Origin of the sequence: Streptomyces sp. NPDC006339, from assembly GCF_040612775.1 — a bacterium.
Taxonomy (GTDB): domain Bacteria; phylum Actinomycetota; class Actinomycetes; order Streptomycetales; family Streptomycetaceae; genus Streptomyces.
Window position 1 is genome coordinate 1 of sequence record NZ_JBEXQW010000075.1, and the last position, 26,979, is coordinate 26,979.

The window sequence follows — 26,979 nt, forward strand, 5'->3', positions numbered from 1 at the left end:
TCGGCGTCAAACTCACCACCCTCCGCCCCGAACAAGCCGCCTACATCGGCGTCCCCATCGACGGCCCCTACAAGCCCGACCACTACCGCTACTGAGTACGACCACTGAGCGGCCCCGCAGCGCCCCACCTCACGGTGGGGCGCTTTCGTCGTTTTCGCCTGTCGTTCCGAAGGAGACCGTAAAATAAGGTCGTTCGTTTTTTTCTGAGAGATCGGGGCGCCCCCATGAGACCGAGACGCGTCGCGCTGACGGGCGCCACGGGCTTCATCGGCTCGGCGGTACTGGCCGCGCTGGCGCGCGACCGTGACGCGTTGCCGCACCACGAGCGGTACGTCGTCCGTGTGCTGGGGCGCCGGCTGCCGGACGAGACCGCCGCGCTCACCGACGAATGGATCGCGGCGGACCTCTCGGAGCCCGGCACGCTGGGCGGCGCCTGCCGTGACGTGGACGTGCTGCTGCACCTGGCCGCTTCCCTCGGCCCCGACGAGGCGCAGTGCGCCCGGGTCAACGTCGGGGGAACCGCGGCCCTGGCCGAGGAGGCCGTACGCGCGGGCGTCGGGCGGTTCGTCCACCTGTCCACCTCCGCGGTCTACGGCCCCGGCCCGCACCGGGGGATCGCGGTGAACGAGGTGGCCCCCGCCCCCACGTCGGCGGCCAGCCGCACCCGCCTCGCCGCCGAGGAGCACGCGCTGGCGGCCGGAGCGGTGGTGCTTCGGCCCGGTCTGGTGACGGGCGTCGGCGACCGTTGGGCGGTACCCGCCCTGGCCCGACTCGTCGAGGTGGCACCGGCCCTGTGGGAGGGCGGTCGCGGGCTGCTCTCCCTCGTCGACGTGACCGATCTGGCCCGGCTCGTCACCCGCCTCGCGCATGCCCCCGAGCCCGCCGGCGGGACCGTCTGGCACGCGAGCCACCCCGAGCCCGTCCGCAGCGGCGACCTCCTGGCCTCGCTGGCCGCCGGCGGCGTACTCCCGGCGGTGGCGGGCGACCTGCCCTGGGAGGAGTGCCGGCGCCTGTTGCGCGCGTCGGAGTGCGGCCTGAACGAGCGCCAGTTCGCGCTCTTCGCGCTGGACCACTGGTACGACAGCGCCGCCGTCTGGCGCCTCGCGTCGTGCCCACCGGGACCCGGGCCGCTCGCCCGTCTCGACGCGGCGGCCGCCTGGTACCGGAGCGCCCTCACCGCCCGCTGAAAGAGTGCGGCGTACCGCACGGCGGAGCCGACGCGCCCCCGCCCGTACCCGTACCTCCGTCACGCCCCGACGGCGAGGCAGGGCCGGTGGTGGAGGCGGTGGAGGGCGTAGGCGGCGGAGACCAGGGTCATGTGGTGGTGCCAGCCGGGGTACGAGCGGCCCTCGAAGTCGAGGAGCCCCAGCTCGTCCTCCAGGCGGCGGGTGGCCTGCCGGCTGAGGGCGAGGAGGCGGGTGAGGGCGAGAAGGTTCTCGGTGCGGGCGTGGGTCATGTTGGTGAGCCAGAGCTGCGACGCGGGCCGGCCCTCCTCGGGGCGGACCGTGAAGAGGCGGTAGGCGCGGTGCGGGGTGCCCGCCGAGAGTCGGTCGACGGGGTGGACGAGGGCCGTCGCGACCGCGGCGCGGTGCTCGCGGCCGACCGGGCCGACCGCCTCCTCGGTACGGAGCGGGTCCGGGCCCTGGTCCAGCACGCCCCGGGCCGTGTACACCGGCCCGCACTCCTCGCCCCGGGGGCAGGGCAGATGGCCGGGTGACCGGGCGGCCCGGACGCGCAGTTCGTCGGGGACGGCCAGCACGAAGTCCCGGCCCCGGGCCGCGAGCCCCCGCGCGAGGGAGCCCGCCCGGGGGGTCGCGCCCAGGTGGGCGACGACCGGGACGGGGACGGCGCGGCTCACCGCGGCCAGGGCGTCGACGAGTTCGAGGGCGTGCCGCTCGGGCGGCCGGAAGCGCACGTCGTCGGGGATCCGGGCGCGCCGGCGGCGGTGCGGGTCCTTCCCCCAGGCGCCGGGCAGTTGGAGGCGCCAGTCGACGGGGACCGCGTCGGTCTCCGTGGCGAGGAAGGCGCCCACGCCGACCTGGCAGGTGACGACCCGTCCGGCGGCGGCGACGAAGCGGCGGTGCACCCCGCAGGAGTGCTCCCCGCGCTTCGGCAGCACCGCCAGGTCGACGACCCATGCCTGCGGGGCGAGCCGTCGCTCGGTCCAGCGGACCAGCTCCTCGCGCACCGGGGTCCAGTCCCAGGGGCTGACGTTGACGAACTGGTGCAGGGCCTGGGCCGCCGTCGGCGAGGCCGAGACGCTGGCGGCGAGCCGGCGGGCGGACTTCTTGCCGGGGGTGCTCAGCAGGGCCCGCAGGTATCTCCATGCCCAGGCGCGCTGGTCGGCCCGCGCCAGCGGGTCGAAGACCCGCTCGGTGAAGCGGGAGACGGTGTCGTCGGACGGGAGGGTGACCATGCGCAAAGAATAGCGAACGTTCGCTTTCTGGATGTCGTCGCTCCTCCCGGGGTGGCCGGAATCGTCCCCCCCGTGAGGGCGCGGGGAAAATCGCGTTGCATCTTGACCAACTCGGCGTTGCCAACCCTTGCGGGGTCCGCCGAGGATGCACTCTCCAGGAGCCCATTCGGAGTCAGCATGGTGAAACAGGAGAGGGCCGTACGCACCCGCGCGGGACTCGTTCGGTCGGCCGCGGTGGAGTTCGACCGCGACGGATACGCGGGTACGTCGCTGTCCCGCATCAGCAAGGCCGCGGGCGTGTCCATCGGGGCGGTCACCTTCCATTTCGCCTCCAAGGCCGATCTGGCCGAAGCCGTACGGGAGGAAGGGCGCGCGGTCACGCGGGCCGCGCTGAAGCGGGTGACGGCGGAGCGGACCTCGGCGCTGCGCGCGGTGGTCGACTTCACCGTCGAGCTGGCGCGGCTGATGGAGCGCGAGGTCCTGGTGCGGGCGAGCGTCCGGCTCGCCCGGGAGCTCCCGGAGAGCGCCTCTTGGTCGGGCGTCTGGCTGCCGACGGTCCGCGATCTGCTCGACGAGGCCCACCGGGCGGGCCAGCTCCGTGACGGCGCGCCGCCGGAGGACGTGACGACCCTGGTGGAGTATCTGGCCGGCGGGGCGGAGCGCTCGGTGCGCGACCGGCTGGGCGCGGAAAGGGATCGGGAGGGCCCCGCCGACGAGCTGAACCGGGTCTGGCGGCTGGCCCTCGCCGGGGTCTCCGCGACGGGCGATGCCGGCGAGGCACGCACCGCCCCGCACGCCCGGCGGACCGAAGAAGGCTGAGAGGCCGGGCGGGCCGAGAGGCCGGGAAGGCCGGAGAGCCGGGGGGACGCCGGAGCGGGGCAGGAGGGCGCGCCGGCAGCCGGGGCGCCCGGCCCGGGGCGGGCCGATCCGCCGCCGCGGCAGTCGGCGTCGGGCGCCGTGCGCCGCCGTCAGGCGGGCAGGCCGCCCTTGCCCGGGCGGATGCGGAGCCGCTCGCGGGTCTCGGGGGTCGCGACGGCCGGCAGCGTGAACCGCCACAGCAGGGAGACGCGCTGCGGAAGGTCCTTCCGCTCGCTGGCGATGTTCGAGTAGAGCTGGGTGCCGGTGTAGGCGCCCACGAGGGTCATGGCGAACTCGGTCTCGTCGACGTCCGGCAGGAGCTCGCCCCGCTCGCGCGCCACGCGCAGGTGCTTCAGGAAGTGGTCCACCCACTCCTGGTAGGCCGTGTCGCTCCGGACGCCGAACTCGCCCTGCTCCACCGCGAGTCGCACGCTCGCCCGGAACAGCACGTTCCGCTGGAGCTCGCGGGCCAGGTGGAAGGTGAGGTCGATCAGGGCCTGGAGGCCCTCGGAGCGCTTGGGGGGATCCACGAAGTCCTGCTGGCTCGCCATGACGGCCATGGCGAGGCCCCGCTTCGACTTGAAGTGGAAGTACATGCCGCCCTGGGTCACCCCGGCCCGGCTCATGATCTTGCTGATGCTGGCTCCGCTGAAGCCGCACTCGTCGAACACCTCGGCGGCCGCGTGGAGGATGCCGTCCCGCGTCTTCACCGCCCGTTCCTGCTTCGGCTCGTCCATGGATCCGCGCTATCCCCTCGACAAAAAAAACGAACGCCCTTATTTTACAGGCAAGCCCGTGCGATCGGTAGATCCCCGCGGGCTCCACATGTATGCAGGGGGAGAAGCATGCTCACGAAGGAACGCTCCGAGGTTTTACGTACCCCGCTCACCACCACGGTCCCCCGGGAGTACGTCCACCGGGCGGCGCTCTCCGAGGTCTTCCTGACGGGCTGGCACAGGAACGGCCCCGACTCCTTCACCGTCAGCGCGCAGTGGCCGCGTGACCACTGCTTCTACGTCTCCGAGTACGGGATGTACGACCCCCTGATGCTGTGCGAGACGGCCCGGCAGACCTTCCCGCTCCTCGCCCACGCCGCGTACGACATGCCCTTCGGCTATCAGTTGAGCTGGCGCGACCTGCGGTACGAGGTCGACCCGGCGGGCCTGCGCATCACGGGCACGCCGGCCGAGCTCGAGCTGCGCGTCTCGTGCTTCGACGTCCGCTACCGCCGCTCCCTGCCCGCCTCGATCAGGATGCGCATCGACGTCGTCCGCGACGGAGTGCCGTTCGCCGCGGTCGAGACCGAGTTCGGCTGTCACTCCCCCGAGGTCTACCACAGGTTGCGGGCGGGCCGCGGCGACGCGGCCGGGATGTTCCTCGGCGCGCCCGCGCCGTCGTCACCGCTCCCGCCGGGCCTGGTCGGCCGCATCCGGGACCACGACGTGGTGCTCTCCCCGTCCGGGGAGATCGGCCGCTGGCGACTGCGGGTGAACACCGCGCACCCGGTCCTCTTCGACCACCCCGTCGACCACGTACCGGGCATGGTCCTCCTGGAGTCCGTACGGCAGGCGTCCCACGCCCTGAACCCGTCCCGCGGGCCGGCGCTGCCGCTCTCCATGGACGTGCGCTTCCACCGGTACGTGGAGTTCGACGCCCCCTGCCGGATCGAGGCCGAGGCGCTCCCGGGGGAGTCCGCTCCCGGCCGCCACCGGCTGCGCGTGGACTGCCTCCAGGGCGACGCATCCGCTTTCTCGGCCGTCGCCGAGATGGCGGACGCCACCGCCCTCTGACCCGCCCGGCCTCCGGCCCGTCGCGCCCTCCGGCGCGGCGGGCCGGACCCGCGTCCGGGCCCCTGTACGGGGCCAACCTCACACGGCTCTCGGGAAGTTGCCAAGGTCGTCGCGGATCCCCCGGCCCGAAAAGAAAACCGAACGTTTTCTATGTAATGCTCCCGGCCATGACGGACACCACCCCCGCCCCCGCCCTCGAGACGGACGAGCAGCGGACGGCCCGCTTCGCGCGGGATGCCGTCGGCTACCGTCCCCAGTTGTACGCGCAGGCCATGCGGCTCACCGGGAACCCCGCGGACGCGGAGGACCTGGTGCAGGAGACGTACGCCCGGGCGTACCGCGGCTTCCACCAGTTCCGGCCCGGCACCAATCTGCGGGCCTGGCTCCACCGGATCCTGACCAACGTCCATCTGACGGCCTGTCGGAAACGGCGGGTGGAGCAGACGTACGCGACCAGCTCGGACATCGAGGACCGGCAGCTCGCCCGCGCGGCCTCGCACACGGCCGAGGGCCTGCCCTCGGTCGAGGCCCAGGTGATGGCCCGGGTGCCGGATCCGGTGATCAGCGAGGCACTGAGGTCGATCCCCTGCGACTTCCGGACCGTCGTCTACCTCGCCGATGTCGAGGGGCTGCCGTACGAGGAGATCGCCTCGCTCGTCGGCGTCCCCTGCGGCACCGTCAACTCCCGTCTGCACCGCGGCCGCAGACGTCTGCGGTCGCTCCTGGACGGACAGTTCGGCTACCGGGCGGAGTCCGCTTCCGCCGTCGGGGCCGAAGCCCACCCCTCACCCCACGACACCCGGGCCCGGACGGGCCGAGATGCGAGCTGATATCCCATGACCACATACGCGCCCACCGACGTGCGGACGGAGGAGGCCGAGCCGCAACGGCTGCCGCTGCTCGCCCTGCTGGCCCTCGCGACGGCGGTCTTCATCACCAGCCTCACCGAGACCCTGCCGGCCGGGCTACTGCCCTCGATGAGTTCCGACCTCGCCGTCAGCGAGTCGGCGGCCGGGCAGACCGTCACCATCTACGCGATCGGCACCGCGCTGACCGCGATCCCGCTGACCGCGGCCACCACCGCCTGGCGGCGCAAGCGGCTGCTGCTCACCGCGATGGCCGGCTTCGCCGTCGCCAACACGGTGACCGCGATCTCCACCTCGTACCTGCTGACCATGGGGGCCCGGTTCGTCGCCGGTGTCGCCGCGGGTCTCGCCTGGGCCCTGCTCGCCGGCTACGCGCGCCGCATGGCGCCGCCGCGCCTCCAGGGCAAGGCGATCGCGATCGCCATGGCCGGCATCCCGGTCGCGCTCTCGCTCGGCGTCCCGGCCGGCACCTTCCTCGGCAAGGCCGTGAGCTGGCAGGTGGCCTTCCTGACCATGACCGGACTCACGGTGATCCTGCTCGGCTGGATCGCCGCGGCCGTGCCGGACTACCCCGGGCAGAAGCCGGAGGGGAAGGGGGCGCCGATGCTGAGCGCGCTGAAGGTGCCCGGTGTGACGCCCGTGCTCTTCGTGACGCTCGTCCTCGTGCTCGCGCACACCATCCTCTACACCTTCATCTCGATCTTCCTCGACCAGGTCGGCCTGGGCGACTCGATCGACCTGGTGCTGCTCGTCTTCGGCGCCGCGTCCCTGCTGAGCATCTGGGCGGTCGGCGCCCTGATCAACCGCCGGCTGCGGGTGCTGACGATCGTCAGCGTGCTGCTGATGGGACTGGCGGCCGCCGCGCTCGCCGTCCTCTCGGGCAACACCGTCGTCATCTACGCGGCGGTGACGCTGTGGGGCCTCGGCTGGGGCGGTGTGCCGACCCTGCTCCAGACGGCCGCGGGTGACGCGGGCGGCGAGGAGGCCGCCGACGCGGCCCAGGCGATGCTCGTGACGCTGTGGAACGTGGCCATGGCCGGCGGCGGACTGGTCGGCGGGCTGCTGCTCGACCTGTTCGGCTCCGGGTCCTTCCCGTGGAGCGTCCTGATCCTGATCGTGCCGGTCCTGGCCGTGGTGGTCGGGGCGCGCACGCACGGCTTCCCCGCCAAGCGGGCGGGCACGGGCGCCTAGCCGGGGGCGGCGCCGCGCCGGGGCCGTACAGCTCCGGCGGGGCGCACCCCTGTTCGACTTGGCGAAGTCGCGGAGGCACCCCTCCTCCCCCTCGCAAAAAATAGAGGATGTTCGTTATTATATGGGGGTCGCATGACGGGGGAGGGGAACGCAGCATGGCGGACCACCGCTTGGCCGGAGCAGCCGAACCGGGCCACGACACACGGGTCCTGCACTTCGCGGACTCGGTCTTCGCCCATCTGCCCAGGGCGGATCAGCGCCGCTGGGCCCAGCTCTACCTGCAAGGACTGCTGATCACGCCGGGCCGGAAGTCCATCCGCCGGCTCGCCGCCGCGGTCTCCGCCGCCCCGGCCACCGCCTCCCAGTCGCTGCACCAGTTCATCAGCGCCAGCCCCTGGGACTGGATGCCGGCCCGGCAGGAGCTGATCCGGCTGACGGGGGACCACTTCCCGTTACGGGCGCTGACCGTCGGCACCGTCGTCCTGCCCAAGCGGGGCGAGCACACCTGCGGGGTGCACCGCCGCTTCGTCCCCGCCGCCGGGCGCACCATAAGCTGCCAGGTCGGACTCGGGGCCTTCCTCACCACCGGCGAGGAGGACCTGCCGGTGGACTGGCGGCTGCTGCTGCCGGAGCAGTGGGGCGAGGACGCGGAGCTGCGCGAGCGCGCCCGGGTCCCCGACGCGGCCCGGCACCGGCCGGTGTGGGAGCACGTCCTCGACCTGGTCGACTCGGTCGCGGACGCCCTGCCCCGCCGGCTGACGGCCCAGGTGCCGGTGGTGGCCGACCTGAGCGAGCACCTCGACGCCGGCCGGCTCCTCGCGGGCCTCGAACGGCGCGGCCTCGACTTCGTGGTGGCGGTGCCCGGCGCACTGCCGGTGCTCCCCGCCGACCCGCGCGTCTCCCGGACCGTCCCCGGCGCCGCCAGCGCGCCGCTCGGCCCGCTCGGCGCCCGGCAGTTCCTCCAGCACCACCACGTCCTGCCGCCGCGCGCGGTGACCCTGGCCGCGCCGGGCGGCCGGGGCCGGCAGTTGCGGGTGGTCTCCGAGCTGGTGCGGCTGCCCGGATCCTGCCGGACCTACCGGCTCTTCACCGAGTGGCACCCGGCGGAGACCCGCGCCCCCCGGGTGTGGATCACCAGCCTGACCGGGCGGCGGGTGGAGCAGCTCACGACCCTCGCCCAGGCCCGGGCCGGGACCTGCCAGACGGTGTCCCTGCTCGAACGGGACTACGGGCTCCTCGACTTCGAGGGCCGCTCCTTTCCCGGCTGGCACCACCACATGACCCTGGTATCCGCCGCTCACGTCTACGACCGGCTCCTTCACGCGGGTGCGTTCGGCACAAGACCGCCGCAGAATGCCTGCGATTCTCGGGACCGATATTTCTCAGCCAGACCAAAGGAGTTGACAGCCAGATGGTGAATGCACTCGTGGTGGAGGATTCGGAATCGATCGAGTCCACCGTCCAGAATCTGCGACGCCAGGGATATCAGGCGAAGGGGGTGGGCACCGGATCGGGCGCCCTGAGGCATCTGCCGCAGGCCGACATCGTGCTGCTCGATCTCGAACTTCCGGATATGGACGGCCTGGAGGTGTGCCGGGCGATAAGAGCCGCCGGTGACACTCCGGTCATCGCCTTCAGCCGTCGGGACACGGAATTGGACCGGGTGCTCGCCCTTCAGGCCGGGGCGGACGACTGCGTGGTGAAGACCTGCGGATCCCGTGAGGTCATCGCACGGATCGGGGCGGTGCTGCGCCGGGTGAATCCGCAGGGCGCCGACGCTCCTCAGTCGATCTCGCTGCGGCCGCTGCACATCGACGGGCGGTCACGGGAGGTGCGTCTCGGCGGCCGGCTGGTGGCCATGACATCGAAGGAATTCGAACTCCTGTACGTTCTGGCCTCCACCCCGGAGCGGGTCGTGTCCCGGAAGGAACTGATGGCGAAGGTATGGGAGACCGACCGCGCGGCGTCCAGCCGCACCATCGACACCCATGTCAGCAGCCTCCGCGCCAAGCTCGGCTCCAGCAGGTGGATCGTCACGGTCCGCGGCGTCGGCTACAAGATCGGCACGGCCCAGCGGCACCCCGTGGGGGCCTGACCGGTCACGGCCGCGGCGACGGCGACGAGGGCGCGGACGGTTCCGACGACCGGCCGCGCCCTTCTCGTACGCCGGCACCGCGCCGTACGCCGGCGCCGGCCCCGGATCAGGCCGCCACCGCGGCCGTCTGCCGCTCCAGCCGGGCGAGCAGCGGGTGGGCGCCGGCCCCGCTCGCGTCGGCGCCGGCCGTGCGCAGCGCCCACCAGGCACTGACCAGGTTCGAGGTCAGCAGCACCCGGTCGCTGTCCCGGCCCAGCTCCGCCAGGGCGGCGAGGGTGCCCATGCCGGTGCCGGTGAAGAGGAGCGCGGTGTCGTCGGCGAGCCCGGCCCCGCGGACCCGCTCCAGTATCGCCTCGGTCGTCACCTCGTACGGGTCGAAGTGGCCCGCCCGGGCCGGGACGAGAACCGCCTCGTCCACCGTGAGCCCGGCCGCGCGCCAGAAGCCGACGGAGGTCTCGGTCAGCCACGGCTCGTACGGGGAGACCAGCGTCAGCCGCTCCACGCCGAGCCACGCGCAGGCGGTCAGGATGGCCTGGGTCGAGGAGCGCACGGGACAGCCGGCCCGCTCGCCGAGCTCCTCGCAGAAGGCCCGGTCGCCCTCGGGCCCGAGCAGATAGTGGGAGGCGCTGCAGGCCACGACGGCGGCGTCCAGGCCCATGGCGCCGAAGCCCGCCAGGGTGTCGGGCAGCGCCTCGTTCCACGCCTCCAGCATCTCGAGGAGCCCCTTGCCGGGCGTCACCGGGAAGCGGCTCGTGTACACGTTCATGCGCTCGCCGACCAGCCGGTTGAACTCCGGCTCCGCCGTGGGGTTCTCCGGCGGGACGACGACGCCGAGACGCGGGGTCGCGCGAAGGTCCATCATGAAATTCCCGTCTCCTGGAACGATTTCCTGGGGATTTTCCTGCTGCTTGCCCCGATGGAATGCTCCGCACCGGCGAAAACTTCCCGTCCCGCGCCGACCGGCTCTCAATTGACCTGATCCGCACCCGGGTTCACGCCCGGTTTGCATTCCTTGACAGCCCTCACATCCCCTGAGAAAAGTCGAGGAAGCCTGACATGGATTTCCTTGCCCCTCCCTCCGCCGTCGGATGATTCTTGATGTCAGCACCAGCCGCATTCCAACGGCCTCGACCAAGGAGTAAAGGCAATGGCGGTATCACAGAACGGTGGCAGTGTCCCGGAGGTGCTGCCCCACATATCCGACGCGACCCTGCGGGACTCGGCCCACATGGCCGGTGTCGAATTCCGTCCCCAGGACGCCTCGGTCATCGCGGACCTGCTGGTGAGGACCGGCGTGTCCCTCGTCGAGGTCGGCATGGTCTCCGGGCCCACCTCGAAGGACGCCGACCTGGTCCTCGCCACGCACGAGACGGTCGGCCCCGAGCGCAGCCTCACCCTGGTCGTGGTCCGTGACCGCCGGCAGGTGGAGGAGGCACTCGACGAGGCGCTGCGTCTGGGCGTGCGGAACGTCATGTTCTCCATCCCCACCTCGCAGGAGCACGCCGCGCTCAAGCTCGCCTCGCCGAGCGCCAAGTACCTGATCAACGTGGCCCGCGCCGCGATCGAGGGGGCCAAGGAGCGCGGCTTCCACGTCACCTTCAGCGGTGAGGACGGCGCCCGCACCCCCAAGGAGCGGCTCGTCCCGTACGTGGAGGCCGGCTTCGACGCCGGGGCCGACCGGTTCCGGCTCGCGGAGACCGTCGCGTACCTCTCGCCGTGGCAGATGGAGGAGAAGATCGCGGACCTGACCGCGATCGACGGCTCCGAGATCGAGATCCACTCGCACAACATGCTGGGCATGGCGGTGGCCAACTCGCTGGCCGCGGTCCGGGCCGGCGCCCGGTGGATCTCCACCACCGTCGGCGGCATCGGCGAGCGCGGCGGCAACGCGCCGCTGGCCGAGCTGCTGACCTCGCTGCGGATCATCCACGGCGACACCCGCTTCGACCTCACCCACCTCACCGAGCTGTCCGAGGTGGCGCTGAAGGGCGCCGGCCTGGGCGAGGCGTTCCAGTCCGGGCCCACCACGCCGCACGCCTTCGCGTACGAGCTGCCCGGCCAGCTCACCCACCCCGAGGCGTACGAGACGCTGCCGCCCGAGCTCGTCGGCAACAGCCGCGAGCTGCGCGTCCGCAGCCGTCTCACCACGCCCCTCGTCGACTGGGCGCTGGCCGAGGAGGCCGAGGACCTCGACACCGCCGCCTTCACCGCGTGGCTCACCGCGCGCCAGGAGGCGTCCGGCGCCGGGCTGCTCGACCGGGACGGCATCCGCAAGGCCGCCGTCGACTTCCGGTCGCTCTGAGCCCGGCCCCCTCCGAGCCCCTCCCCCCACCACCTCTCACCACCGAATGGAGTCATCCATGTCCACCTCGCTCATCAGCGCCGTCTGCCCCGAGTGCGAGACCGACCTCTCCACCCCGCCGATGGTGCAGGGCGAAACCCTCGTCTGCCCCGAGTGCATGCTCACGCTGCGCGTCGAGAACGTCGAGGCCGACGGCACCCTCTCCCTCGCCATGATCGAAGTGACGCTGCGCGACTGGGGCCAGTGAGCCGGCACCGGATTAGGAGTCCCTCAATGAGCGGCAGCAGTATCGCCATCGTCGCGGACCGGATCGGCTGGGAGGAACGCCGGCTGATCGAGACCGCCCCCGCCTTCGGGCACCGCATCGAGTGGGTCAACGACGAGTCCCTGGCGCTGGGCGCCGAGGAGTCCTCCCTCAGCGGATACGACGTGGTCCTCATCCGCAGCCGGAGCTACACGCGCGGCGGCCTCCTGGCCGTCCAGGCCGAGGCGTCCGGGATCAGGACCCTCAACACGGCCCACGCCATCCAGGCATGCGAGAACAAGCTGGCCCTGCGCACCCTGCTGCGCACGGCCGGCATCCCCGTCGCGGACTACCGCCTCGTCCTGTCCCGCAAGGACTTCGAGAAGACGCTGAAGGAGCTTCCGCTGCCCCTGGTGCTGAAGCCCGTCTTCGGCGGCATGGGCAAGCGGGTCACCCTGATCCGCGACGCGGACACCGCACAGTCCGTCTACGACTACATCGAGGACCTCGGCCACGGCTTCGAACAGGCTTCCCTGGTCGAGCCGTTCCTCGACGGGGGCAGCTCCGTGCGCTGCTTCGTCGTCGGCCGCGAGCTGGTCGCCGCCGCCGAGTTCGCCAGCGCCGGCGAGGACTGGCGCAGCAACGCGGCCCTCGGCAACCGCCACCAGGCCATGGACCACGACCCCGAGGTCCAGAAGATCGTCGACGGCGTGGTGAACGAACTCGGCGAGGGCGTCTACGGCATCGACCTGTTCAAGACGGCCGACGGCTACGTCGTCAACGAAGTCAACCACGCCCCGGCGTTCCGGGCGATCACCTCGGCGACCGGCGTGGACATCCCGTCCGCCGTCAGCCGCTACCTGCAGGAGATCCTCGCATGATCCGTGTCGGAATCGTCGGCGCCTCCGGGCTCGCCGGCGGTGAACTGATCCGCCTGATCATCCAGCATCCCGAGCTGGAACTGACCTTCCTCGGCGGCTCGTCCAACGTCGGCAGGCGCCCCTCCGAGCTCCACCCGGGCCTGCGCCTGGACCTGGGCCTGACCGTCGAGTCCACCGCCGACACCGACCTGTCGGACCGCTGCGACGTCGTCTTCCTGGCCACGCCCGCCCCGGTGTCGGCCGCGCTCGCCGCGCGCCTGGCCGACCAGGTGCCCTGTGTCATCGACCTGAGCGGCGCCTTCCGCATCCGCACCCCGGAGCTGCACGAGCGCTGGTACCCCTCCGTCGAGCGGACGGTCGAGCTGGCCGACCGCTTCGTCTACGGCGTCCCGGAGCTCGTCGGCGACCAGCTCGCCGACGCCTCGCTGATCTCGCTCCCCGGCTGCTACGCCACCGCCATCACCCTCGGCCTGGCCCCGCTCACGCTCGGGCTCGGCCTGGACCTCAAGACCGTCATGATCGACGGCAAGAGCGGGTCCAGCGGCGGCGGTCTGTCGCTGCGCACCGCGGACCTCCACCCGCTGCGCAACGGCGCCATCGCCCCGTACGCCCCGACCGGGCACCGGCACGCGGCGGAGGTGCGCGACTTCTTCGAGCGGGCCAAGCCCGGCACGATCGGCTCCCTGTCGATGTCGGCGTACGGCGTCTCGCACGTCCGCGGGCTGCTCGCCAGCTCCTACGTGCTCACCGACGACGAGGTCGACGCCCGCGAACTCCAGCGCGCCTACCTCCGCTTCTACAAGAACAAGCGGTTCGTCCGGGTCCGCCGCAACACCGAGACCCTGATCCCGGTGCCGGACCCGCAGGCGGTCCTCGGCTCCAACTACTGCGACGTGACCGCCCTGCACGACCCCGAGGGCGGCCGGATCGTGGTCCTGTCGGCCCTCGACAACATGGTCAAGGGCGCGGCCGGGCAGGGCGTGCAGGCGCTGAACCTGCGGTTCGGCCTGGCCGAGGAGACGGGTCTGACGGCGGAGCCGGTGATGCCGGCATGACCGAGACCCTGGCCGCGGAGACCCCGTACACCGCGCTCACGTACACCCCCACCGTCGTCAAGCTCGGCGGAAGCTGCCTGGACGACATGTCCGAGGGCTGGTGGGACGACCTGGCCGAGCACGGCCGGGAGAACCCGCTGGTCCTCGTGCACGGCTGGTCCAAGCCGCTGCGCGAGCTCAACCCCCGCTACACGGAGCCGTCCGCGATCCTCCGCGACCGCTACGGCAACCAGTCCCGCTGGACGACGCCCGAGGTGATCGCCGACATCAAGACGGTCAGCGCCGACGTCGGCCGGATCGTCACCGAGCGGCTGACCCGGCGCGGCATCACCGTCGAGCGGGTCATCGGCAGCGACGGCCTGGTCCGGGCCGGCCAGGGCGAGCGCTGGTGGTGGCAGGGCAAGCAGCTCGTCGAGCTGGAGAACCTGGTCGGCCCCATCACCGAGGTGACCCCGGCCCGGCTGGCGAACCTGCGGCCCGGCCACTGCTACCTCGTCACCCCGCTCGCCCGCAACGCGGCCGGGCAGGAGGTCAACACCGACGCCGACCGGGCCGCGGCGGCCATCGCCGGCGCCTCGGCCGCCACCGCGCTGACCCTCGTCACCGACGTGGAGCACCTGCTGATCGACGGCGAGCCGGTCCGCCGGATCAGCGCCGGCGCCGCCGCCGACTTCCGCGACCGCGGCGCCACCGGCGGCATGCGCAAGAAGCTGCGCGCGGCCGGCGAGGCCCTGGACCGCGGCGTGCAGCGGGTCGTCATCGGCAGCGCGCCGGTGAGCCGGCTGCTCGCCGAGCAGACCGGAACCGTCATCACGAGCTCGTGATCCCCGACGACCGAGAGGAGCAGAACTCGTGGCGACTTCCCGGGTTCTCGTAGTCAACAACGGAACGCTCTCCCTGCCGCAGTTGCGCAAGCGCTTCGAGGACCTGGGCTCCGAGACCGACGTGGTGAACGCCGCCTCGGTCCCCGCCCGCCTGGACGCCAGGTACCAGGCCGTCGTCCTGAGCGGCACCAAGGTCCGTGCCTTCGACGGCGACTTCTACAAGCCGCTGATCGACCTGGTGATGAACGCGAAGGTGCCCGTCTTCGGCATCTGCGGCGGCATGCAGATCATCGCGGTCGCCAACGGCGGGGAGCTCGAGGAGGGCACCCAGCGCGTCGGCGGCTACGAGGTGCAGGTCGACAAGGAGGAGCCGGTCTTCTCCTACGTCAAGCCGACCGTGACCGTCTTCCACCGCCACACCCTCTACCTCCAGGCGGCGCCGGCCGGCTTCCGGTCCATCGGCCGCTCCGAGCACGCCCCCGTCGAGTTCCTGCGCTCCGACGACGGCCGCATCTACGGCGCCCAGGCCCACCTGGAGTTCCGCAGCGACGGCATGGAGATCCTGCGCGGCTTCGCGGAGACGTACCGGTGACCGGTCCCGCCGACTGATCACCACCCCCTGAGACACGTGCCGCGGGGCCGTCCGACATCCCCCGCGCCCGGCCCCGCGGCACGTCCCCGACATCGCTCCAGTCCAGACAGACGCCCTATCGAATCGATTAAGAGGTCCTCGGTCATGAGTTCCCTGAACGGCAATCCCCTCACGGACGAACCCCAAGATCCGGCTTTCGTCGTCTCGCTGAACGGCAGCCGCGGGTCCCTCAAGGGCTGGGTCGTCGTCGACTCGCTCCACGACGGCCTGGCCATGGGGGGCACCCGTATGACCCCTGGTGTCACCCAGGAGGAAGTGGCCGGTCTCGCCCGGGACATGACGCACAAGTTCACCCTGGCCGGCCTGCCCATCGGCGGCGCCAAGGCCGGCATCGTCTCCGACGGCGGCGACCGCGAGGAGACCTTCCGCACCTTCGGCCGCACCGTCAAGCCGCTGCTGCACGGCGGCATCCACCTCGGCATCGACATGGGCGTCACGCCCGCCGACCGCGCCGTCTTCTTCGACGAGGCCGGATACGACCCGCGCTACCGGCTCGGCGCCCCCGACATGCCGATCGACTGGCGCACCTACTACGAGCCGCTGATCGACTGCACCGGCCACGGCGTCGGCGTCGCCGCCGTCACCGCCCTGGAGGCCAGCGGCCGCCAGGGGCCGGCCCGGGTCGTGGTGCAGGGGTTCGGCGCCGTGGGCCGCGCGGTCGCCCACTTCCTGGAGGAGCGCGGGCACGTCGTCGTCGGCGTGGCCGACGTCGAGGGCACGATCAGCGCCGACCGGCTGCCGGTCGCCGACCTGGTCGCGATCACCGACGAGTTCGGGAAGATCGACCGCTCCCGGCTGCCCCAGGACGTCACCGTCTCCCAGGAGCGGGACGCCTGGCTGGACGTGGACGCCGACCTGCTGATCCTCGCCGCGCAGAAGCACGCGATCAACGCCGAGAACGCCCACCGGGTGCGGGCCGGCCTGGTGGTCGAGGGCGGCAACCTCAGCTCCAGCGGCGAGGCGAAGGAGAAGGTCCGTGCCTCGGGCACCGTCCTCGTCCCCGGCGTCATCGCCAACATCGGCGGGGCCGCCTCGGCCGCCCTGGCCGTCACCCGCGTCGTCCCCTTCGACCTGTCGGCGGACGCCCGCAAGGCATGGGTCTTCGACTGGGTCGGCGACCGGGTGCGCCGCAACACCCGCGACCTCCTGGAGATCGCCGCGGCGCACGCGGGCGACCCCCTGCCGACCCTGCTCACCGCCCGCCGGAAGGACCGTTCGTGACCACCGAGGTCAAGGAGGCGCCCGAGGCACCGGCGCCCCGCGTCGTCGACGGAGTCGTCCTCACCCGGGAGACGATGCCGGTCATCGAGATCACCAGCCCCATGCCCGACGGCCGCGAGGCCCGCGAGGCCCTCTACTACCAGCGCGGCTGGTGGCGCGAGGAGACCTTCCTCGACGACCTGCGCCGCCAGGCCCGGCTCCGCCCGCACAAGCTGGCCGTCGCCGCCCGCCGCATCAAGGAGGCCCGCACCGACACCCTCGACTACATCGAGCTGAAGCAGCTCACCGACCGGTTCGCCGGCGGCCTGGTCGAACTGGGCGTCCGGCCGGGCGACTTCGTCGCCGTCCAGTTGCCCAACCGGTGGGAGATGGTGCCGCTGCTGTACGCGTGCCTCCGCGTCGGCGCCGTCATCTGCCCCATCGACCCGACCACGCCCGAGGAGCCGCTGCGCCACCGGCTCTCCCTCACCGAGGCCCGCGTGATCGTCACCATGTCGGACTGGGACGGCAACCCGCTCGGCGAGACCGCGAACCGGCTGCGGCGGGAACTCCCCGGCCTGGAGCACGTGGTGATCGTCGACGGCACCGCCCCCGAGGGGTGCCTCGACTTCCGCCGCCACTTCATCGACACCGTCTGGGAGGACGTGCACCACGACCTCGCCGGCCGCGAGCGCGGCCCCGACGACCCGTTCGTGGTGCTCTTCACCTCCGGCACCACCGGCGAGTCCAAGGGCGTGCTGCACAGCCAGAACACGGTCCACTCGGCCATCCGCGGCTATGTCGACACCTTCCTCCTCGACGAGCACCTGGTCGCCGCCGTGACCACCCCGCTGGTCCACTACTCCGGCTTCGGCCAGGGCATCCTGGCCAGCGTCATGCTCGGCGGCACGATCGCCTTCCAGGACCGCCGCAAGAACGAGGTGCTGCTCGACCTCGTACAGAAGTACGGGGCGACGCTCCTCTACGGTCCGCCGCCGACGCTCACCGACATCGCCCAGTCCCAGCGGGTCGAGCCGCGCGACGTGCACACCCTGCGGCATGTCGTCACCGGCTCGGCGCAGGTCCTCCAGCCCCTGGTCGACGAGCTCCGCGAGATGCTCGGCGCCCGCACGTACTCGCTGTGGGGCATGTCCGAGAACGGCCCGGTCACCATCACCAAGCTCGACTACAACCAGGACTGGGCCGCGCACAGCAACGGCCGTCCGATCGACGCGATGGAGATCCGGATCGACAAGTGCATCAACCCGACCGAGCGGGCCCCCGTCGGCCGGCTCCGGGTGCGCGGCGCCTCCCAGGCGCTGGGCTACTACAAGCGGGACGCCGAGTACGACGCGCTGCTCCTGGACGACGGCTGGTTCGACACCGGCGACGTGGCCCGCGACGACGGCCGCGGCGGCATCCGCATCCTGTGCCGGGCGAGCGACGCCATCAAGCGCGACGGCATGGTCGTCCCGCTCGCCGAGATCGAGTCGACGATCAACCGGCACTCGAAGGTCCTCGAGACCACCCTCGTCGGCCCCACCGGCCGGGTCGAGGATCCGATCCTGGCGGTCGTCGTCCCCTCCGGCGACGAGCACCCGACCCTCGACGAGATCCGCGCCTACCTGCGCGAGACGGAGCTCGACGAGCGGTTCCTGCCGGACCGCCTGGAGGTCGTCGACGCCCTGCCCAAGACCCTCACCGGCAAGGTCCGCAAGAAGGTCCTGCGCGAGCTGTTCGGCGAGGCGTGAGCACCATGTCCCAGACCCACCAGGTCACCATGTCGGCGACGCTCGCCGCCGACGAGGCCATCGCCCGCCGCCGCGCGGCCGGCGAGTCCGTGCTCTCCATGGCCAGCGGCGAGATCGGCCTGCCGGTCCACCCCGGCCTGCGGGCCCGGCTCGCCGAGTCCGCGGACCTCGGCTCGTACGGCCCCGTCGCCGGCAGCCCCGAGCTGCGCGAGGCCGCCGCCGGCTACTGGGGCCGGCGCGGCCTCGCCACCACCGCCGACCAGGTCGTGTGCGGCCCCGGGAGCAAGCCGATGCTCTTCGCCCTGCTCCTCGCGGTCGGCGGCGACGTCGTCATCCCGCGGCCGAGCTGGGTCAGCTACGCGGCGCAGGCCGGTCTCATCGGCGTCCGCCACTTCCCCGTCCCGACCCTGCCGGGCCAGGGCGGGGTGCCCGACCCCGACCGGCTGCGCGAGACGGTCACCGCCGCCCGCGCCGCCGGACACGACCCGCGCTCCGTCATCGTCACCCTGCCGGACAACCCGACCGGGACGATCGCCGCCCCCGAGACCGTACGACGGTTCGCGGAGACGGCCCGGGAGCTGGACCTCGTCGTCGTCTCCGACGAGATCTACTGCGACCTCGTGTACGACCCGGTGGCGACGCCCGCCGTCTCCCCGGCGGTCTTCGCCCCGGAGCGGACCGTCGTCACCACCGGTCTCACCAAGAACCTCGCCATCGGCGGCTGGCGGACCGGCGTGGCCCGGCTGCCGGCCGGCGAGACCGGGCGGCGGCTGCGGGAGCGGCTCGTGGGCGTGGCCAGCCAGATCTGGTCCAGCCCCGCCGCCCCCGTCCAGGCGGCCGCCGCGTACGCCTTCGGCGAGCCCGACGAGATCGTGGAGCACATCGCCGCGAGCCGCCGCCTCCACGAGACGGTCGCCCGGGCGATGGCCGAGCGGTTCGCCGCCGCCGGAGCGGTCCTGGAGCCGGTCGTGGCCACCTGCTACCTGTACCCGGACTTCGAGCCGCTCCGCGCCCACCTGGCCGAGGCCCACGGGGTGCGCACCGGCGCCGAGCTGGCCCACCTGCTCGTCGAGCGGTACGGCGTGGGGCTGCTGCCCGCGAGCGCCTTCGGCGAGGCGGAGGAGTCGCTGCGGCTGCGGGTGGCCACCAGCCGCCTCTACGGCGACACCGAGGAGCGGTGCCGGGCGGCCCTGCGCGCCGAGGACCCGCTGGCGCTCGACTGGATCCGCGCCTCGCTCGACCGGGTCGAGGAGGTCCTGGCGGACCTCACGGCGGGCGCCGCCGTACCGAGCCCGGTCTGAATCCCTTTCCCGCTTCCGGGCGCCGGCCCCCCAAGCCGGCGTCCGGGACCTCTTCCCCGGCGGCCCAGCCGTCGCCCCGGCCCAGGGAGGGCCGCCTGACATGTCGATCTCCATCCTGTTCGAAGCCGAGTACAAGGGCCAGCGGTACGCGGGGTTCCAGAAGCCGGAGGCCGGCGAGCCGCTGACGCTCCACCCGGTCGCCGACGGCCGGCTCCGGGCGGAGTTCATCGCCGCCGCCTCCCCCGAGGCCGTCATCGCCTCCGTCACCGGCGAGGGCGGGCAGATCACCGTCGCCGCCGACGACCCCGAGCTGCGCTTCCTGCCGCCGCTGCTCCCCGGCTCCGGGAACGCGCTGCTCAGCGGCTTCATGCGGACCCACAAGTCCAAGTACGAGGACGAGCCCACCGACGAGACGGAGTTCGTCGCCCCCAACTGGTTCTTCAAGGGCTTCGGCTCCTGGATCCGGATGCCCGAGGAGGCCCTCGTCGTCCCGGAGAAGGCCGTCGCCCTCATCGAGGAGCCCGAGGTCGCCCTCGTGTACGTCAACGACGACAACGGCGACCCGCACTACGTCGGCTACACCTTCGGCAACGACCTGTGCGACATCGGCCTGCACCGGCTGAACCCGGGCTGGAACCCGTACTGCAAGCTCAGCGACACCTCCCTCTCGCCCTTCGTCTTCCTCGGCCCCCCGCCGACCACGGTCACCGGCCGCGTCACCATCGAGCGCGACGGCGTCTCCGCCTGGGAGGGCACCTTCGACTGCGGCGAGAGCGCCCTCTACTTCAAGGTCGCGGACATGATGGACCACCTCTTCACCTACCCGGCGATCCGCCGCCCGGGAATGGTCAACTACGTCCTCCTCGGCGCCGACGAGGCCAGCTTCCACGACGGCTACCGGATCGCCGACGGCGACCGCGTCGTCATCGACGTCAAGAGCCACGGCGTGAGCTTCGCCAACAGCATCCAGTTCGGCCGCGACGCCGACCGCGCCGGCCGCACCGCCGGGGCCGACCGCGCCGCCGGGGCCGCGGCCTAGGAGGGTGCGATCCGGGCCCCTTTCCGAGGGGCCCGTGCCCCGGCCCCGCACAGCCCGGCCCCGCCCCTGAGACCCCGGCCCCCGACGCCGGTGAGGAGGACGAGCATGAGCACCACCGAGGAGAACCCGTTCGACCTGCTGGTACGCCGGATGACGTGGGAGGCCGACGACGTCCTGTCCGTCGAGCTGGTCAGCCCCGACGGCAAACCGCTCCCGGACTGGGCGGCGGGCGCGCACATCGACCTGTACGCCGGCGACCAGGTCCGGCAGTACAGCCTCTGCGGCGACCCCGCGGACACCGGCGCCTACCGCATCGCCGTCCTCAAGTCATCCGATTCGCGGGGCGGTTCGGCCTTCGTGCACGAGCGGCTGCGCCCCGGCGCCACCGTCACCGTGCGCGGCCCCCGCAACCACTTCGCGCTCGCCGACGCCGCGTCGTACGTCTTCCTCGCGGGCGGGATCGGCGTCACCCCGCTGCTCACCCAGGCCCGCGAGGCCCACCTGCGCGGCAAGCCCTGGCAGCTCTGGTACGCGGGCCGGTCCCGCGCGTCGATGGCCTTCGGCGAGGAGCTCACCGCCCTCGCCGCGCACGGCGGCACCGAGGCCGGCACCGTCACCGGCTCCGGCACCGTCGAGCTGCACCCCAAGGACGAGCGCGGCCGGATGGACCTCCGGCAGGTCCTCGGCCGGCTCCCCGAGGGCGCGCACGTCTACTGCTGCGGCCCGCAGGCCCTGATGGACGGCGCCCTGGAGGTCTGCCGGGAGCTCGGGATCGCCGACCGGCTGCACGTCGAACGGTTCAGTGGCGCCGTCGCCCCGGCCCCCGAGGGCGGCGAGACCTCCTTCGAGGTCGAGTGCGTCCGCTCCGGGCGGACGGTGTCCGTCGGCCCCGACGAGTCGATCGTCGACGTCCTCGACGACGCGGGGATCTACGTCGACGCCTCCTGCCGCGAGGGCGTGTGCGGGACCTGCGAGACCGGTGTCCTCGACGGGGTCCCCGACCACCGGGACTCCCTGCTCAGCCCGGCCGAGCAGGAGGCCGGCGACGTGATGATGATCTGCGTCTCGCGGTGCGCCTCCAAGCGCCTGGTCCTCGACATCTGAGCCCCGCCCGCCCCGCGCGCGTCCCGCGTCCGCCCCGCGCGCGTTCCCGCGCCTCTCGTGTCCCCCGTGGCGCCTCCCGTGCCTCCCGCACGCCCGGCGCCACCTCGCACCGTCCGCACCACCAGCACCCCCCACCGTTCCGCACGCCCCGTGCCCGCACAGCCCGGCAGTACAGCCATGCGCCATCTCGCATCCCAGGTACGGCCCCGCACCCCTCACCCGTACCCCCTCCCCCCGCGCCCACCGCCCCGCGCAGTCCTCCAAGGAGAGAGAGTTCCGTGAGCATCGAGAGCCTCACCAGACCGGGCACCGGCCCGTCGACCGGTACAAGAAGCGGCGCCCCGGCCGACGCCGCCCCGCTCGGCGGCGCCCGCCCCGCCGACGCGCCCGCGCCCCGCGTCGGCCGGCTGCCCACGCTGACCGGTCTGCGCTTCCCCGCCGCGCTGCTGGTGTTCCTCTTCCACGCGGTCCTGCCGTTCGCCAGCATCCGGCTCTTCGCCGACCCGGGTGTGGAACGGGGCATCTACCACGCGCTCGCCATGGTCGCCGGCCTCACCATGCCGTTCTGGTTCATGCTGAGCGGCTTCATCCTGATCTGGTCCGCCCGTGAGGGCGACACCGCCCCGTCGTTCTGGCGCCGCCGCTTCGCGAAGATCGTGCCGCCGTACGTGGTGGCCTGGGTCCTCGCCCTGGTCCTCGTCGACGGCGTCGACGGCGCTCCCACCACCCCGCTCCAGGGCTTCCTGAGCCTCTTCATGCTGCAGTCCTGGGTGCCGGACATCCCCACCAACTTCGCCGTGAACAACGTGGGTTGGTCGCTGTCCGCCGAGGCGTTCTTCTACCTCGCCTTCCCGGCGCTGTTCCTGGTCCTCAAGCGGATCCCCGCCCACCGGCTCAAGTACTGGATCGGCGGTGTCGTCGCCCTCATCGCCGCGACCCCGCTCGTGACGTACGCGATCATCCCCGTCGGCACCGAGGTCGTCCCCAACGAGCCCGGCCAGTCCGCCCACTACTTCTGGTTCGCCTACGTCCTGCCCGCGGGCCGGCTCCTCGACTTCGCCCTCGGCATGCTGGTCGGCCGCGCCGTCGTCCTCGGCCGCTGGCGCAACATCGGCATGGCCTGGTCGGGCCTGCTGCTCGCCGTCACCTACGTCGCCGGCCTGTACGTGCCGTGGCTCTGGGGCATCCGCCTGATCTGCGTCGTCCCGGCCGCCCTGCTGATCGCCGCCGGCGCCCTCGCCGACAACGAGAACCGCTTCACCATCTTCCGCAACCGGCCGATGGTCTGGCTCGGCGAGATCTCCTTCGCCTTCTACCTGGTCCACTTCACGGTCCTGGAGTACACCCGCCACCTCCTGGGCGACCGGCTCTTCGGCACCCCGGCCACCCTCGGCATCCTTCTCGGCGAGCTCGTCGTCTCCGTCCTCCTCGCCTGGGCGCTCTACTCCTGGGTCGAGGTCCCGCTCACCCGCCGCTGGTCCCGCTCCCGCAAGGACCGGGAGGCCGCCGAGGCCGCGAAGGCCGCCAGGGCCGCCCGGGCCGCGGCCGCCGCGAAGGTCGCCGCGTCCCGCACCGCCGCCGAGACCGCGACCACGGCCACGACCGCGACCGCGATCGAGCCGGCTCCCGTCGCCGCGACCGCAACGACCGTCCCGGCCGCCGCCGGTGCCGACGGGGGGAAGGGGCTGTGAGCACCGACGCCGTCCAGTTGCTCACCCCCGAGGGCCGGCGCGTCCGGCACCCCGACTACGACATCGACCTCGGCCACGAGGAACTGCGCGGCCTCTACCGCGACATGGTCCTCGCCCGCCGGGTCGACGCGGAGGGCGTCACCCTTCAGCGCCAGGGCGAGCTCGGCCTGTGGCCCTCCCTGCTCGGCCAGGAGGCCGCCCAGGTCGGCTCCGCCCGCGCCCTGCGCCCCGCCGACCACGTCTTCCCCAGCTACCGCGACCACGCCGTCGCCCTCTGCCGGGACGTCGACCCGCTGAACCTGCTCGCCATGTTCCGCGGTGTCAACAACGGCGGCTGGGACCCCACCGACCACGGCTTCCACCTCTACACCCTGGTCATCGGCTCCCAGACCCTGCACGCCACCGGCTACGCCATGGGCGTCGCCAAGGACGGCACCGAGAGCGCCGTGATCGCGTACTTCGGCGACGGCGCCACCAGCCAGGGCGATGTCAGCGAGGCGTTCAACTTCGCCGCCGTCTACGACGCCCCCGTCGTGTTCTTCTGCCAGAACAACCAGTGGGCGATCTCCGAGCCCACCGAGCGGCAGACCCGCGTCCCGATCCACCGGCGGGCCGACGGCTTCGGCTTCCCCGGCGTCCGCGTCGACGGCAACGACGTCCTCGCCTGCCTCGCCGTGACGAAGGCGGCCCTGGAGCGCGCCCGGCGCGGTGAGGGACCCATGCTCGTCGAGGCGTACACGTACCGCATGGGCGCCCACACCACCTCCGACGACCCCACCAAGTACCGGGACTCCGCCGAGGTCGAGGAGTGGGCGGGCCGCGACCCGATCGCCCGCCTCAAGGTCCATCTGCTCGACCTCGGCGCCGCCGGCCCGTCGTACTTCGACGCCGTCGACCAGGAGGCCGGCGAACTGGCGCAGCGCCTGCGCGAACGGGTGCGCTCCATGCCCGCCCCCGACACCGAGGCGATCTTCCGGCACGTCTACGCGGACCGGCACGCCCTGGTCGACGAGGAGCGCGACGCGTTCCGCCGCTACGAGGCGAACTTCGCCGTGACAGGAGGGAACTGAGATGCCGACCGTCACGGTCGCGCCCGCGGCGGACGGGGTGCGCCCCGCAACACGGACCCTGCCCCTGGGCCGGGCCATCAACGAGGCGCTGCGCGCCGCGATGGAGCAGGACCCCAAGGTCCTGATCATGGGCGAGGACGTCGGCAGGCTCGGCGGCGTCTTCCGGATCACCGACGGCCTGCAGAAGGACTTCGGCGAGAGCCGGGTGATGGACACCCCGCTCGCCGAGTCCGGCATCGTCGGCACCGCCATCGGCCTCGCGCTGCGCGGCTACCGGCCGGTCGTGGAGATCCAGTTCGACGGCTTCGTCTTCCCCGGATACGACCAGATCGTCACCCAGCTCGCCAAGATGCACGCCCGCTCCCTGGGCCGGATCAAGCTCCCCGTCGTCATCCGGATCCCCTACGGCGGCGGCATCGGCGCCGTAGAACACCACTCCGAGTCGCCCGAGGCCCTCTTCGCGCACGTCGCCGGCCTGCGGATCGTGTCCCCGTCGAACGCCTCCGACGCGTACTGGATGCTGCGGCAGGCGATCGCCTCCGACGACCCGGTCGTCTTCTTCGAGCCCAAGCGCCGCTACTACGAGAAGGGCGCCGTCGACACGGAGACCGCCCCCGGCGACCCGCACCGCGCCCACGTGGTCCGCGAGGGCCGGGACGCCACGCTCCTCGCGTACGGGCCGACCGTGCGGACCTGTCTGGACAGCGCCGCCGAGGCGGAGCGCGAGGGCCGCAGCCTGGAGGTGGTCGACCTGCGCTCGGTCTCCCCGATCGACTTCGACACCGTCCAGACCTCGGTGGAGAAGACCGGCCGGCTCGTCGTCGTCCACGAGGCCCCGGTCTTCTTCGGCTCCGGCGCCGAGATCGCCGCCCGCATCACCGAGCGCTGCTTCCACCACCTGGAGGCCCCGGTGCTCCGGGTCGGCGGCTACCACGCGCCGTATCCGCCGGCCCGCCTGGAGGACGCGTACCTGCCCGATCTGGACCGTGTGCTCGACGCCGTCGACCGCTCGCTGGCGTACTGAGGAGAGAGCACCCATGTCCGAACAGCACGTCCGCGAGTTCACGATGCCCGACGTGGGCGAGGGCTTGACCGAGGCCGAGATCCTCACCTGGCACGTCCGGCCCGGCGACACCGTCACCGACGGGCAGGTGGTGTGCGAGGTCGAGACGGCGAAGGCGGCCGTCGAGCTGCCGATCCCGTTCGACGGCACGGTCCACGAGCTGCGGTTCCCCGAGGGCTCGACGGTCGACGTCGGCGCGGTCATCATCACCGTGGCGACGACCGCCCCGGCTCCCGCGGCCGCCTCGGCCCCGGTGGCCGCCACACCCCCGCCCGCGCCCGAGGGCCGGCAGCCGGTCCTGGTCGGCTACGGCGTCTCGGAGGGCCCGACCCGCCGCCGCCCCCGCGCGCAGGGCGCGGCAGCGGGCGGGACCGCTGCCGCCGTCGCCACCGTGCCGACACCGGTGACGGTGACGGTGCCGGTGCCGGTGCCGTCCGTACGGCCGCTGGCCAAGCCGCCCGTACGCAAGCTGGCCAAGGACCTCGGCGTCGACCTGGCGGCGGTGACCCCGTCGGGACCGGAAGGGGTCATCAGCCGGGAGGACGTCCACCGCGCGGCGGCCCCGGAGCCGGAGTTCACCGTTCCGGCCCCGGTGGCAGCGGCCCAGACCACCCCGGCCCCGGGCCCGCAGCCCTCCGGTGACGCCCGGGTGACCCGTATCCCCGTGAAGGGCGTACGGCGGGCCACGGCCCGGGCCATGGTGGCGAGCGCCTTCTCCGCCCCGCACGTCACCGAGTTCGTGACGGTCGACGTGACGCGCACGACGAAGCTCGTCGAGGAGCTGAAGGCCGACCCCGCCATGGCCGGTCTCCGCGTCACCCCGCTCCTCCTCGTGGCGAAGGCCCTGCTCGTCGCGATCAAGCGCAACCCCGAGATCAACGCGTCCTGGGACGAGGTCAACCAGGAGATCGTCATCCGGCACGACGTGAACCTGGGCATCGCCGCGGCCACCCCGCGCGGTCTCGTCGTGCCGAACATCAAGGACGCCCACCTCAAGACGCTCCCCCGCCTCGCCGGCGACCTCGGCGAGCTCGTGGCGGCGGCCAAGGCGGGCAAGACCCCGCCCTCGGCCATGGCGGACGGCACCGTGACCATCACCAACGTCGGCGTCTTCGGCGTCGACACCGGCACACCGATCCTCAACCCCGGGGAGGCGGCGATCCTCGCCGTCGGCGCCATCAGGCCCCGCCCCTGGGCGCACCGAGGGAAGGTGAAGCTCCGGCAGGTGACCACGCTCGCCCTCTCCTTCGACCACCGGCTGGTGGACGGCGAGCTGGGATCCCGGGTCCTCGCCGACGTGGCCGGGCTCCTCGAGCGGCCCAAGCGCTTTCTGACCTGGGGCTGAGGGGCCTCGCGTCGACATGCCAGCAACTCACCTACCGGCAGTGGGGATTCGATTCACATGACGAACGCCGTGCACCACAGCGCGAGGGCCGAGCGGTTGCCCACCGCCCCCGCGCCCCGGCCACAAGGGCGATCCGCCGCTCCCGTCCCCGTCGAGCACGTGACGGGTGCGCAGTCCCTCATTCGTTCTCTGGAGGAAGTGGGGGCGGACACCGTCTTCGGTATTCCGGGTGGGGCGATCC

27 protein-coding genes are annotated in these 26,979 nt (G+C 72.7%); 24 read left to right on the forward strand and 3 right to left on the reverse strand.

Annotation, left to right across the window (positions count from 1 at the left end; all coding sequences use genetic code 11):
* Both ABZ135_RS36220 and ABZ135_RS36225 read left to right on the forward strand, forming a co-directional pair.
* A partial coding sequence (locus ABZ135_RS36220) for an adenosylhomocysteinase (protein WP_356695933.1) occupies positions 1-95 on the forward strand: 95 nt, incomplete at its 5' end.
* A gap of 129 nt (positions 96-224) precedes the next feature.
* Complete coding sequence (locus tag ABZ135_RS36225) at positions 225-1,187, forward strand: NAD-dependent epimerase/dehydratase family protein (protein WP_356702195.1); 963 nt, start codon at positions 225-227, stop codon at positions 1,185-1,187.
* Between the two features lie 59 nt (positions 1,188-1,246).
* Here the strand turns inward: ABZ135_RS36225 and ABZ135_RS36230 are convergent, their stop codons facing one another.
* Complete coding sequence (locus ABZ135_RS36230; protein ID WP_356702197.1) at positions 1,247-2,416, reverse strand: transposase; 1,170 nt, start codon at positions 2,414-2,416, stop codon at positions 1,247-1,249.
* Positions 2,417-2,593: 177 nt separating this feature from the next.
* Between ABZ135_RS36230 and ABZ135_RS36235 the strand changes: the two genes are divergently transcribed.
* Positions 2,594-3,235 (forward strand): TetR family transcriptional regulator, encoded by a 642-nt coding sequence (locus ABZ135_RS36235; protein ID WP_356702199.1) that lies wholly within the window; start codon positions 2,594-2,596, stop codon positions 3,233-3,235.
* Positions 3,236-3,384: 149 nt separating this feature from the next.
* Here the strand turns inward: ABZ135_RS36235 and ABZ135_RS36240 are convergent, their stop codons facing one another.
* The gene (locus tag ABZ135_RS36240; RefSeq protein WP_356702201.1) at positions 3,385-4,011 is read right to left on the reverse strand and encodes a ScbR family autoregulator-binding transcription factor; all 627 of its coding nucleotides are present in this window, start codon (positions 4,009-4,011) and stop codon (positions 3,385-3,387) included.
* A gap of 108 nt (positions 4,012-4,119) precedes the next feature.
* Between ABZ135_RS36240 and ABZ135_RS36245 the strand changes: the two genes are divergently transcribed.
* The 5 genes from ABZ135_RS36245 (at position 4,120) to ABZ135_RS36265 (ending at position 9,216) form a co-directional block, all read left to right on the forward strand.
* Positions 4,120-5,064 (forward strand): ScbA/BarX family gamma-butyrolactone biosynthesis protein, encoded by a 945-nt coding sequence (locus ABZ135_RS36245; protein ID WP_356702203.1) that lies wholly within the window; start codon positions 4,120-4,122, stop codon positions 5,062-5,064.
* 167 nt (positions 5,065-5,231) lie between these two features.
* On the forward strand, positions 5,232-5,894 hold the full coding sequence (locus tag ABZ135_RS36250; RefSeq protein WP_356702205.1) for a sigma-70 family RNA polymerase sigma factor: 663 nt from the start codon (positions 5,232-5,234) through the stop codon (positions 5,892-5,894).
* Between the two features lie 6 nt (positions 5,895-5,900).
* Positions 5,901-7,121, forward strand: a complete 1,221-nt coding sequence (locus ABZ135_RS36255; protein ID WP_356702207.1) for an MFS transporter — start codon at positions 5,901-5,903, stop codon at positions 7,119-7,121.
* Between the two features lie 155 nt (positions 7,122-7,276).
* Positions 7,277-8,539, forward strand: coding sequence for a transposase (locus ABZ135_RS36260; RefSeq protein WP_356702209.1), 1,263 nt, complete (start codon positions 7,277-7,279; stop codon positions 8,537-8,539).
* Complete coding sequence (locus ABZ135_RS36265; RefSeq protein ID WP_356702210.1) at positions 8,533-9,216, forward strand: response regulator transcription factor; 684 nt, start codon at positions 8,533-8,535, stop codon at positions 9,214-9,216. The genes ABZ135_RS36260 and ABZ135_RS36265 overlap by 7 nt, the downstream gene beginning before the upstream one ends.
* 106 nt (positions 9,217-9,322) lie before the next feature.
* On the opposite strand, the gene ABZ135_RS36270 is transcribed toward ABZ135_RS36265, so the two are convergent.
* On the reverse strand, positions 9,323-10,075 hold the full coding sequence (locus ABZ135_RS36270; RefSeq protein ID WP_356702243.1) for an arylmalonate decarboxylase: 753 nt from the start codon (positions 10,073-10,075) through the stop codon (positions 9,323-9,325).
* A gap of 288 nt (positions 10,076-10,363) precedes the next feature.
* Here ABZ135_RS36270 and ABZ135_RS36275 point away from each other — a divergent pair, with 288 nt between their 5' ends.
* The 16 genes from ABZ135_RS36275 to ABZ135_RS36350 all read left to right on the forward strand — a co-directional run.
* Entirely contained in the window at positions 10,364-11,518 is a 1,155-nt protein-coding gene (locus tag ABZ135_RS36275) for an isopropylmalate synthase (protein ID WP_356702212.1), read from the forward strand.
* Positions 11,519-11,576: 58 nt separating this feature from the next.
* Entirely contained in the window at positions 11,577-11,765 is a 189-nt protein-coding gene (locus ABZ135_RS36280; protein WP_356702214.1) for a lysine biosynthesis protein LysW, read from the forward strand.
* Between the two features lie 26 nt (positions 11,766-11,791).
* On the forward strand, positions 11,792-12,643 hold the full coding sequence (locus ABZ135_RS36285) for a RimK family alpha-L-glutamate ligase (RefSeq protein WP_356702216.1): 852 nt from the start codon (positions 11,792-11,794) through the stop codon (positions 12,641-12,643).
* Positions 12,640-13,698 carry an N-acetyl-gamma-glutamyl-phosphate reductase gene (argC, locus tag ABZ135_RS36290; protein WP_356702217.1) on the forward strand — a complete coding sequence of 353 codons (1,059 nt, stop codon included), beginning with the start codon at positions 12,640-12,642 and terminating at the stop codon, positions 13,696-13,698. Before ABZ135_RS36285 ends, argC begins: the two co-directional genes overlap by 4 nt.
* Positions 13,695-14,522 carry an acetylglutamate kinase gene (locus tag ABZ135_RS36295; RefSeq protein WP_356702219.1) on the forward strand — a complete coding sequence of 276 codons (828 nt, stop codon included), beginning with the start codon at positions 13,695-13,697 and terminating at the stop codon, positions 14,520-14,522. Before argC ends, ABZ135_RS36295 begins: the two co-directional genes overlap by 4 nt.
* A 28-nt stretch (positions 14,523-14,550) precedes the next feature.
* On the forward strand, positions 14,551-15,114 hold the full coding sequence (locus ABZ135_RS36300; RefSeq protein ID WP_356702221.1) for a gamma-glutamyl-gamma-aminobutyrate hydrolase family protein: 564 nt from the start codon (positions 14,551-14,553) through the stop codon (positions 15,112-15,114).
* A 144-nt stretch (positions 15,115-15,258) separates the two neighbouring features.
* Positions 15,259-16,395, forward strand: a complete 1,137-nt coding sequence (locus tag ABZ135_RS36305; RefSeq protein ID WP_356702223.1) for a Glu/Leu/Phe/Val dehydrogenase dimerization domain-containing protein — start codon at positions 15,259-15,261, stop codon at positions 16,393-16,395.
* Positions 16,392-18,125 carry an AMP-binding protein gene (locus ABZ135_RS36310; protein WP_356702225.1) on the forward strand — a complete coding sequence of 578 codons (1,734 nt, stop codon included), beginning with the start codon at positions 16,392-16,394 and terminating at the stop codon, positions 18,123-18,125. The genes ABZ135_RS36305 and ABZ135_RS36310 overlap by 4 nt, the downstream gene beginning before the upstream one ends.
* Before the next feature lie 5 nt (positions 18,126-18,130).
* Positions 18,131-19,426 (forward strand): pyridoxal phosphate-dependent aminotransferase, encoded by a 1,296-nt coding sequence (locus ABZ135_RS36315; RefSeq protein ID WP_356702227.1) that lies wholly within the window; start codon positions 18,131-18,133, stop codon positions 19,424-19,426.
* 100 nt (positions 19,427-19,526) lie between these two features.
* The gene (locus ABZ135_RS36320; protein WP_356702229.1) at positions 19,527-20,465 is read left to right on the forward strand and encodes a fumarylacetoacetate (FAA) hydrolase; all 939 of its coding nucleotides are present in this window, start codon (positions 19,527-19,529) and stop codon (positions 20,463-20,465) included.
* Between the two features lie 105 nt (positions 20,466-20,570).
* Positions 20,571-21,569 carry a PDR/VanB family oxidoreductase gene (locus tag ABZ135_RS36325; RefSeq protein ID WP_356702231.1) on the forward strand — a complete coding sequence of 333 codons (999 nt, stop codon included), beginning with the start codon at positions 20,571-20,573 and terminating at the stop codon, positions 21,567-21,569.
* Positions 21,570-21,847: 278 nt separating this feature from the next.
* Positions 21,848-23,260, forward strand: a complete 1,413-nt coding sequence (locus ABZ135_RS36330; RefSeq protein WP_356702233.1) for an acyltransferase — start codon at positions 21,848-21,850, stop codon at positions 23,258-23,260.
* Positions 23,257-24,330 carry a pyruvate dehydrogenase (acetyl-transferring) E1 component subunit alpha gene (gene pdhA, locus ABZ135_RS36335; protein WP_356702235.1) on the forward strand — a complete coding sequence of 358 codons (1,074 nt, stop codon included), beginning with the start codon at positions 23,257-23,259 and terminating at the stop codon, positions 24,328-24,330. Before ABZ135_RS36330 ends, pdhA begins: the two co-directional genes overlap by 4 nt.
* A 1-nt stretch (position 24,331) precedes the next feature.
* Positions 24,332-25,354: an alpha-ketoacid dehydrogenase subunit beta gene (locus ABZ135_RS36340; protein WP_356702237.1), complete on the forward strand. Its 1,023-nt coding sequence runs from the start codon at positions 24,332-24,334 to the stop codon at positions 25,352-25,354.
* A 13-nt stretch (positions 25,355-25,367) separates the two neighbouring features.
* Positions 25,368-26,738: a dihydrolipoamide acetyltransferase family protein gene (locus ABZ135_RS36345; protein ID WP_356702239.1), complete on the forward strand. Its 1,371-nt coding sequence runs from the start codon at positions 25,368-25,370 to the stop codon at positions 26,736-26,738.
* Between the two features lie 57 nt (positions 26,739-26,795).
* A partial coding sequence (locus ABZ135_RS36350; RefSeq protein ID WP_356702241.1) for a hypothetical protein occupies positions 26,796-26,979 on the forward strand: 184 nt, incomplete at its 3' end.

What these genes read in the sequence shown, in the direction of transcription:
- ABZ135_RS36275 (WP_356702212.1), top strand. Translation starts at nt 10,364, where the DNA reads ATGGCGGTATCACAGAACGGTGGCAGTGTCCCGGAGGTGCTGCCCCAC.
- ABZ135_RS36250 (WP_356702205.1), top strand. Translation starts at nt 5,232, where the DNA reads ATGACGGACACCACCCCCGCCCCCGCCCTCGAGACGGACGAGCAGCGG.
- ABZ135_RS36260 (WP_356702209.1), top strand. Translation starts at nt 7,277, where the DNA reads ATGGCGGACCACCGCTTGGCCGGAGCAGCCGAACCGGGCCACGACACA.
- argC (WP_356702217.1), top strand. Translation starts at nt 12,640, where the DNA reads ATGATCCGTGTCGGAATCGTCGGCGCCTCCGGGCTCGCCGGCGGTGAA.
- ABZ135_RS36255 (WP_356702207.1), top strand. Translation starts at nt 5,901, where the DNA reads ATGACCACATACGCGCCCACCGACGTGCGGACGGAGGAGGCCGAGCCG.
- ABZ135_RS36270 (WP_356702243.1), bottom strand. Translation starts at nt 10,075, where the DNA reads ATGGACCTTCGCGCGACCCCGCGTCTCGGCGTCGTCGTCCCGCCGGAG.
- ABZ135_RS36305 (WP_356702223.1), top strand. Translation starts at nt 15,259, where the DNA reads ATGAGTTCCCTGAACGGCAATCCCCTCACGGACGAACCCCAAGATCCG.
- ABZ135_RS36295 (WP_356702219.1), top strand. Translation starts at nt 13,695, where the DNA reads ATGACCGAGACCCTGGCCGCGGAGACCCCGTACACCGCGCTCACGTAC.
- ABZ135_RS36280 (WP_356702214.1), top strand. Translation starts at nt 11,577, where the DNA reads ATGTCCACCTCGCTCATCAGCGCCGTCTGCCCCGAGTGCGAGACCGAC.
- ABZ135_RS36265 (WP_356702210.1), top strand. Translation starts at nt 8,533, where the DNA reads ATGGTGAATGCACTCGTGGTGGAGGATTCGGAATCGATCGAGTCCACC.
- ABZ135_RS36340 (WP_356702237.1), top strand. Translation starts at nt 24,332, where the DNA reads ATGCCGACCGTCACGGTCGCGCCCGCGGCGGACGGGGTGCGCCCCGCA.
- ABZ135_RS36315 (WP_356702227.1), top strand. Translation starts at nt 18,131, where the DNA reads ATGTCCCAGACCCACCAGGTCACCATGTCGGCGACGCTCGCCGCCGAC.
- ABZ135_RS36320 (WP_356702229.1), top strand. Translation starts at nt 19,527, where the DNA reads ATGTCGATCTCCATCCTGTTCGAAGCCGAGTACAAGGGCCAGCGGTAC.
- ABZ135_RS36235 (WP_356702199.1), top strand. Translation starts at nt 2,594, where the DNA reads ATGGTGAAACAGGAGAGGGCCGTACGCACCCGCGCGGGACTCGTTCGG.
- ABZ135_RS36225 (WP_356702195.1), top strand. Translation starts at nt 225, where the DNA reads ATGAGACCGAGACGCGTCGCGCTGACGGGCGCCACGGGCTTCATCGGC.
- ABZ135_RS36230 (WP_356702197.1), bottom strand. Translation starts at nt 2,416, where the DNA reads ATGGTCACCCTCCCGTCCGACGACACCGTCTCCCGCTTCACCGAGCGG.
- ABZ135_RS36345 (WP_356702239.1), top strand. Translation starts at nt 25,368, where the DNA reads ATGTCCGAACAGCACGTCCGCGAGTTCACGATGCCCGACGTGGGCGAG.
- ABZ135_RS36245 (WP_356702203.1), top strand. Translation starts at nt 4,120, where the DNA reads ATGCTCACGAAGGAACGCTCCGAGGTTTTACGTACCCCGCTCACCACC.
- ABZ135_RS36240 (WP_356702201.1), bottom strand. Translation starts at nt 4,011, where the DNA reads ATGGACGAGCCGAAGCAGGAACGGGCGGTGAAGACGCGGGACGGCATC.
- ABZ135_RS36285 (WP_356702216.1), top strand. Translation starts at nt 11,792, where the DNA reads ATGAGCGGCAGCAGTATCGCCATCGTCGCGGACCGGATCGGCTGGGAG.
- ABZ135_RS36325 (WP_356702231.1), top strand. Translation starts at nt 20,571, where the DNA reads ATGAGCACCACCGAGGAGAACCCGTTCGACCTGCTGGTACGCCGGATG.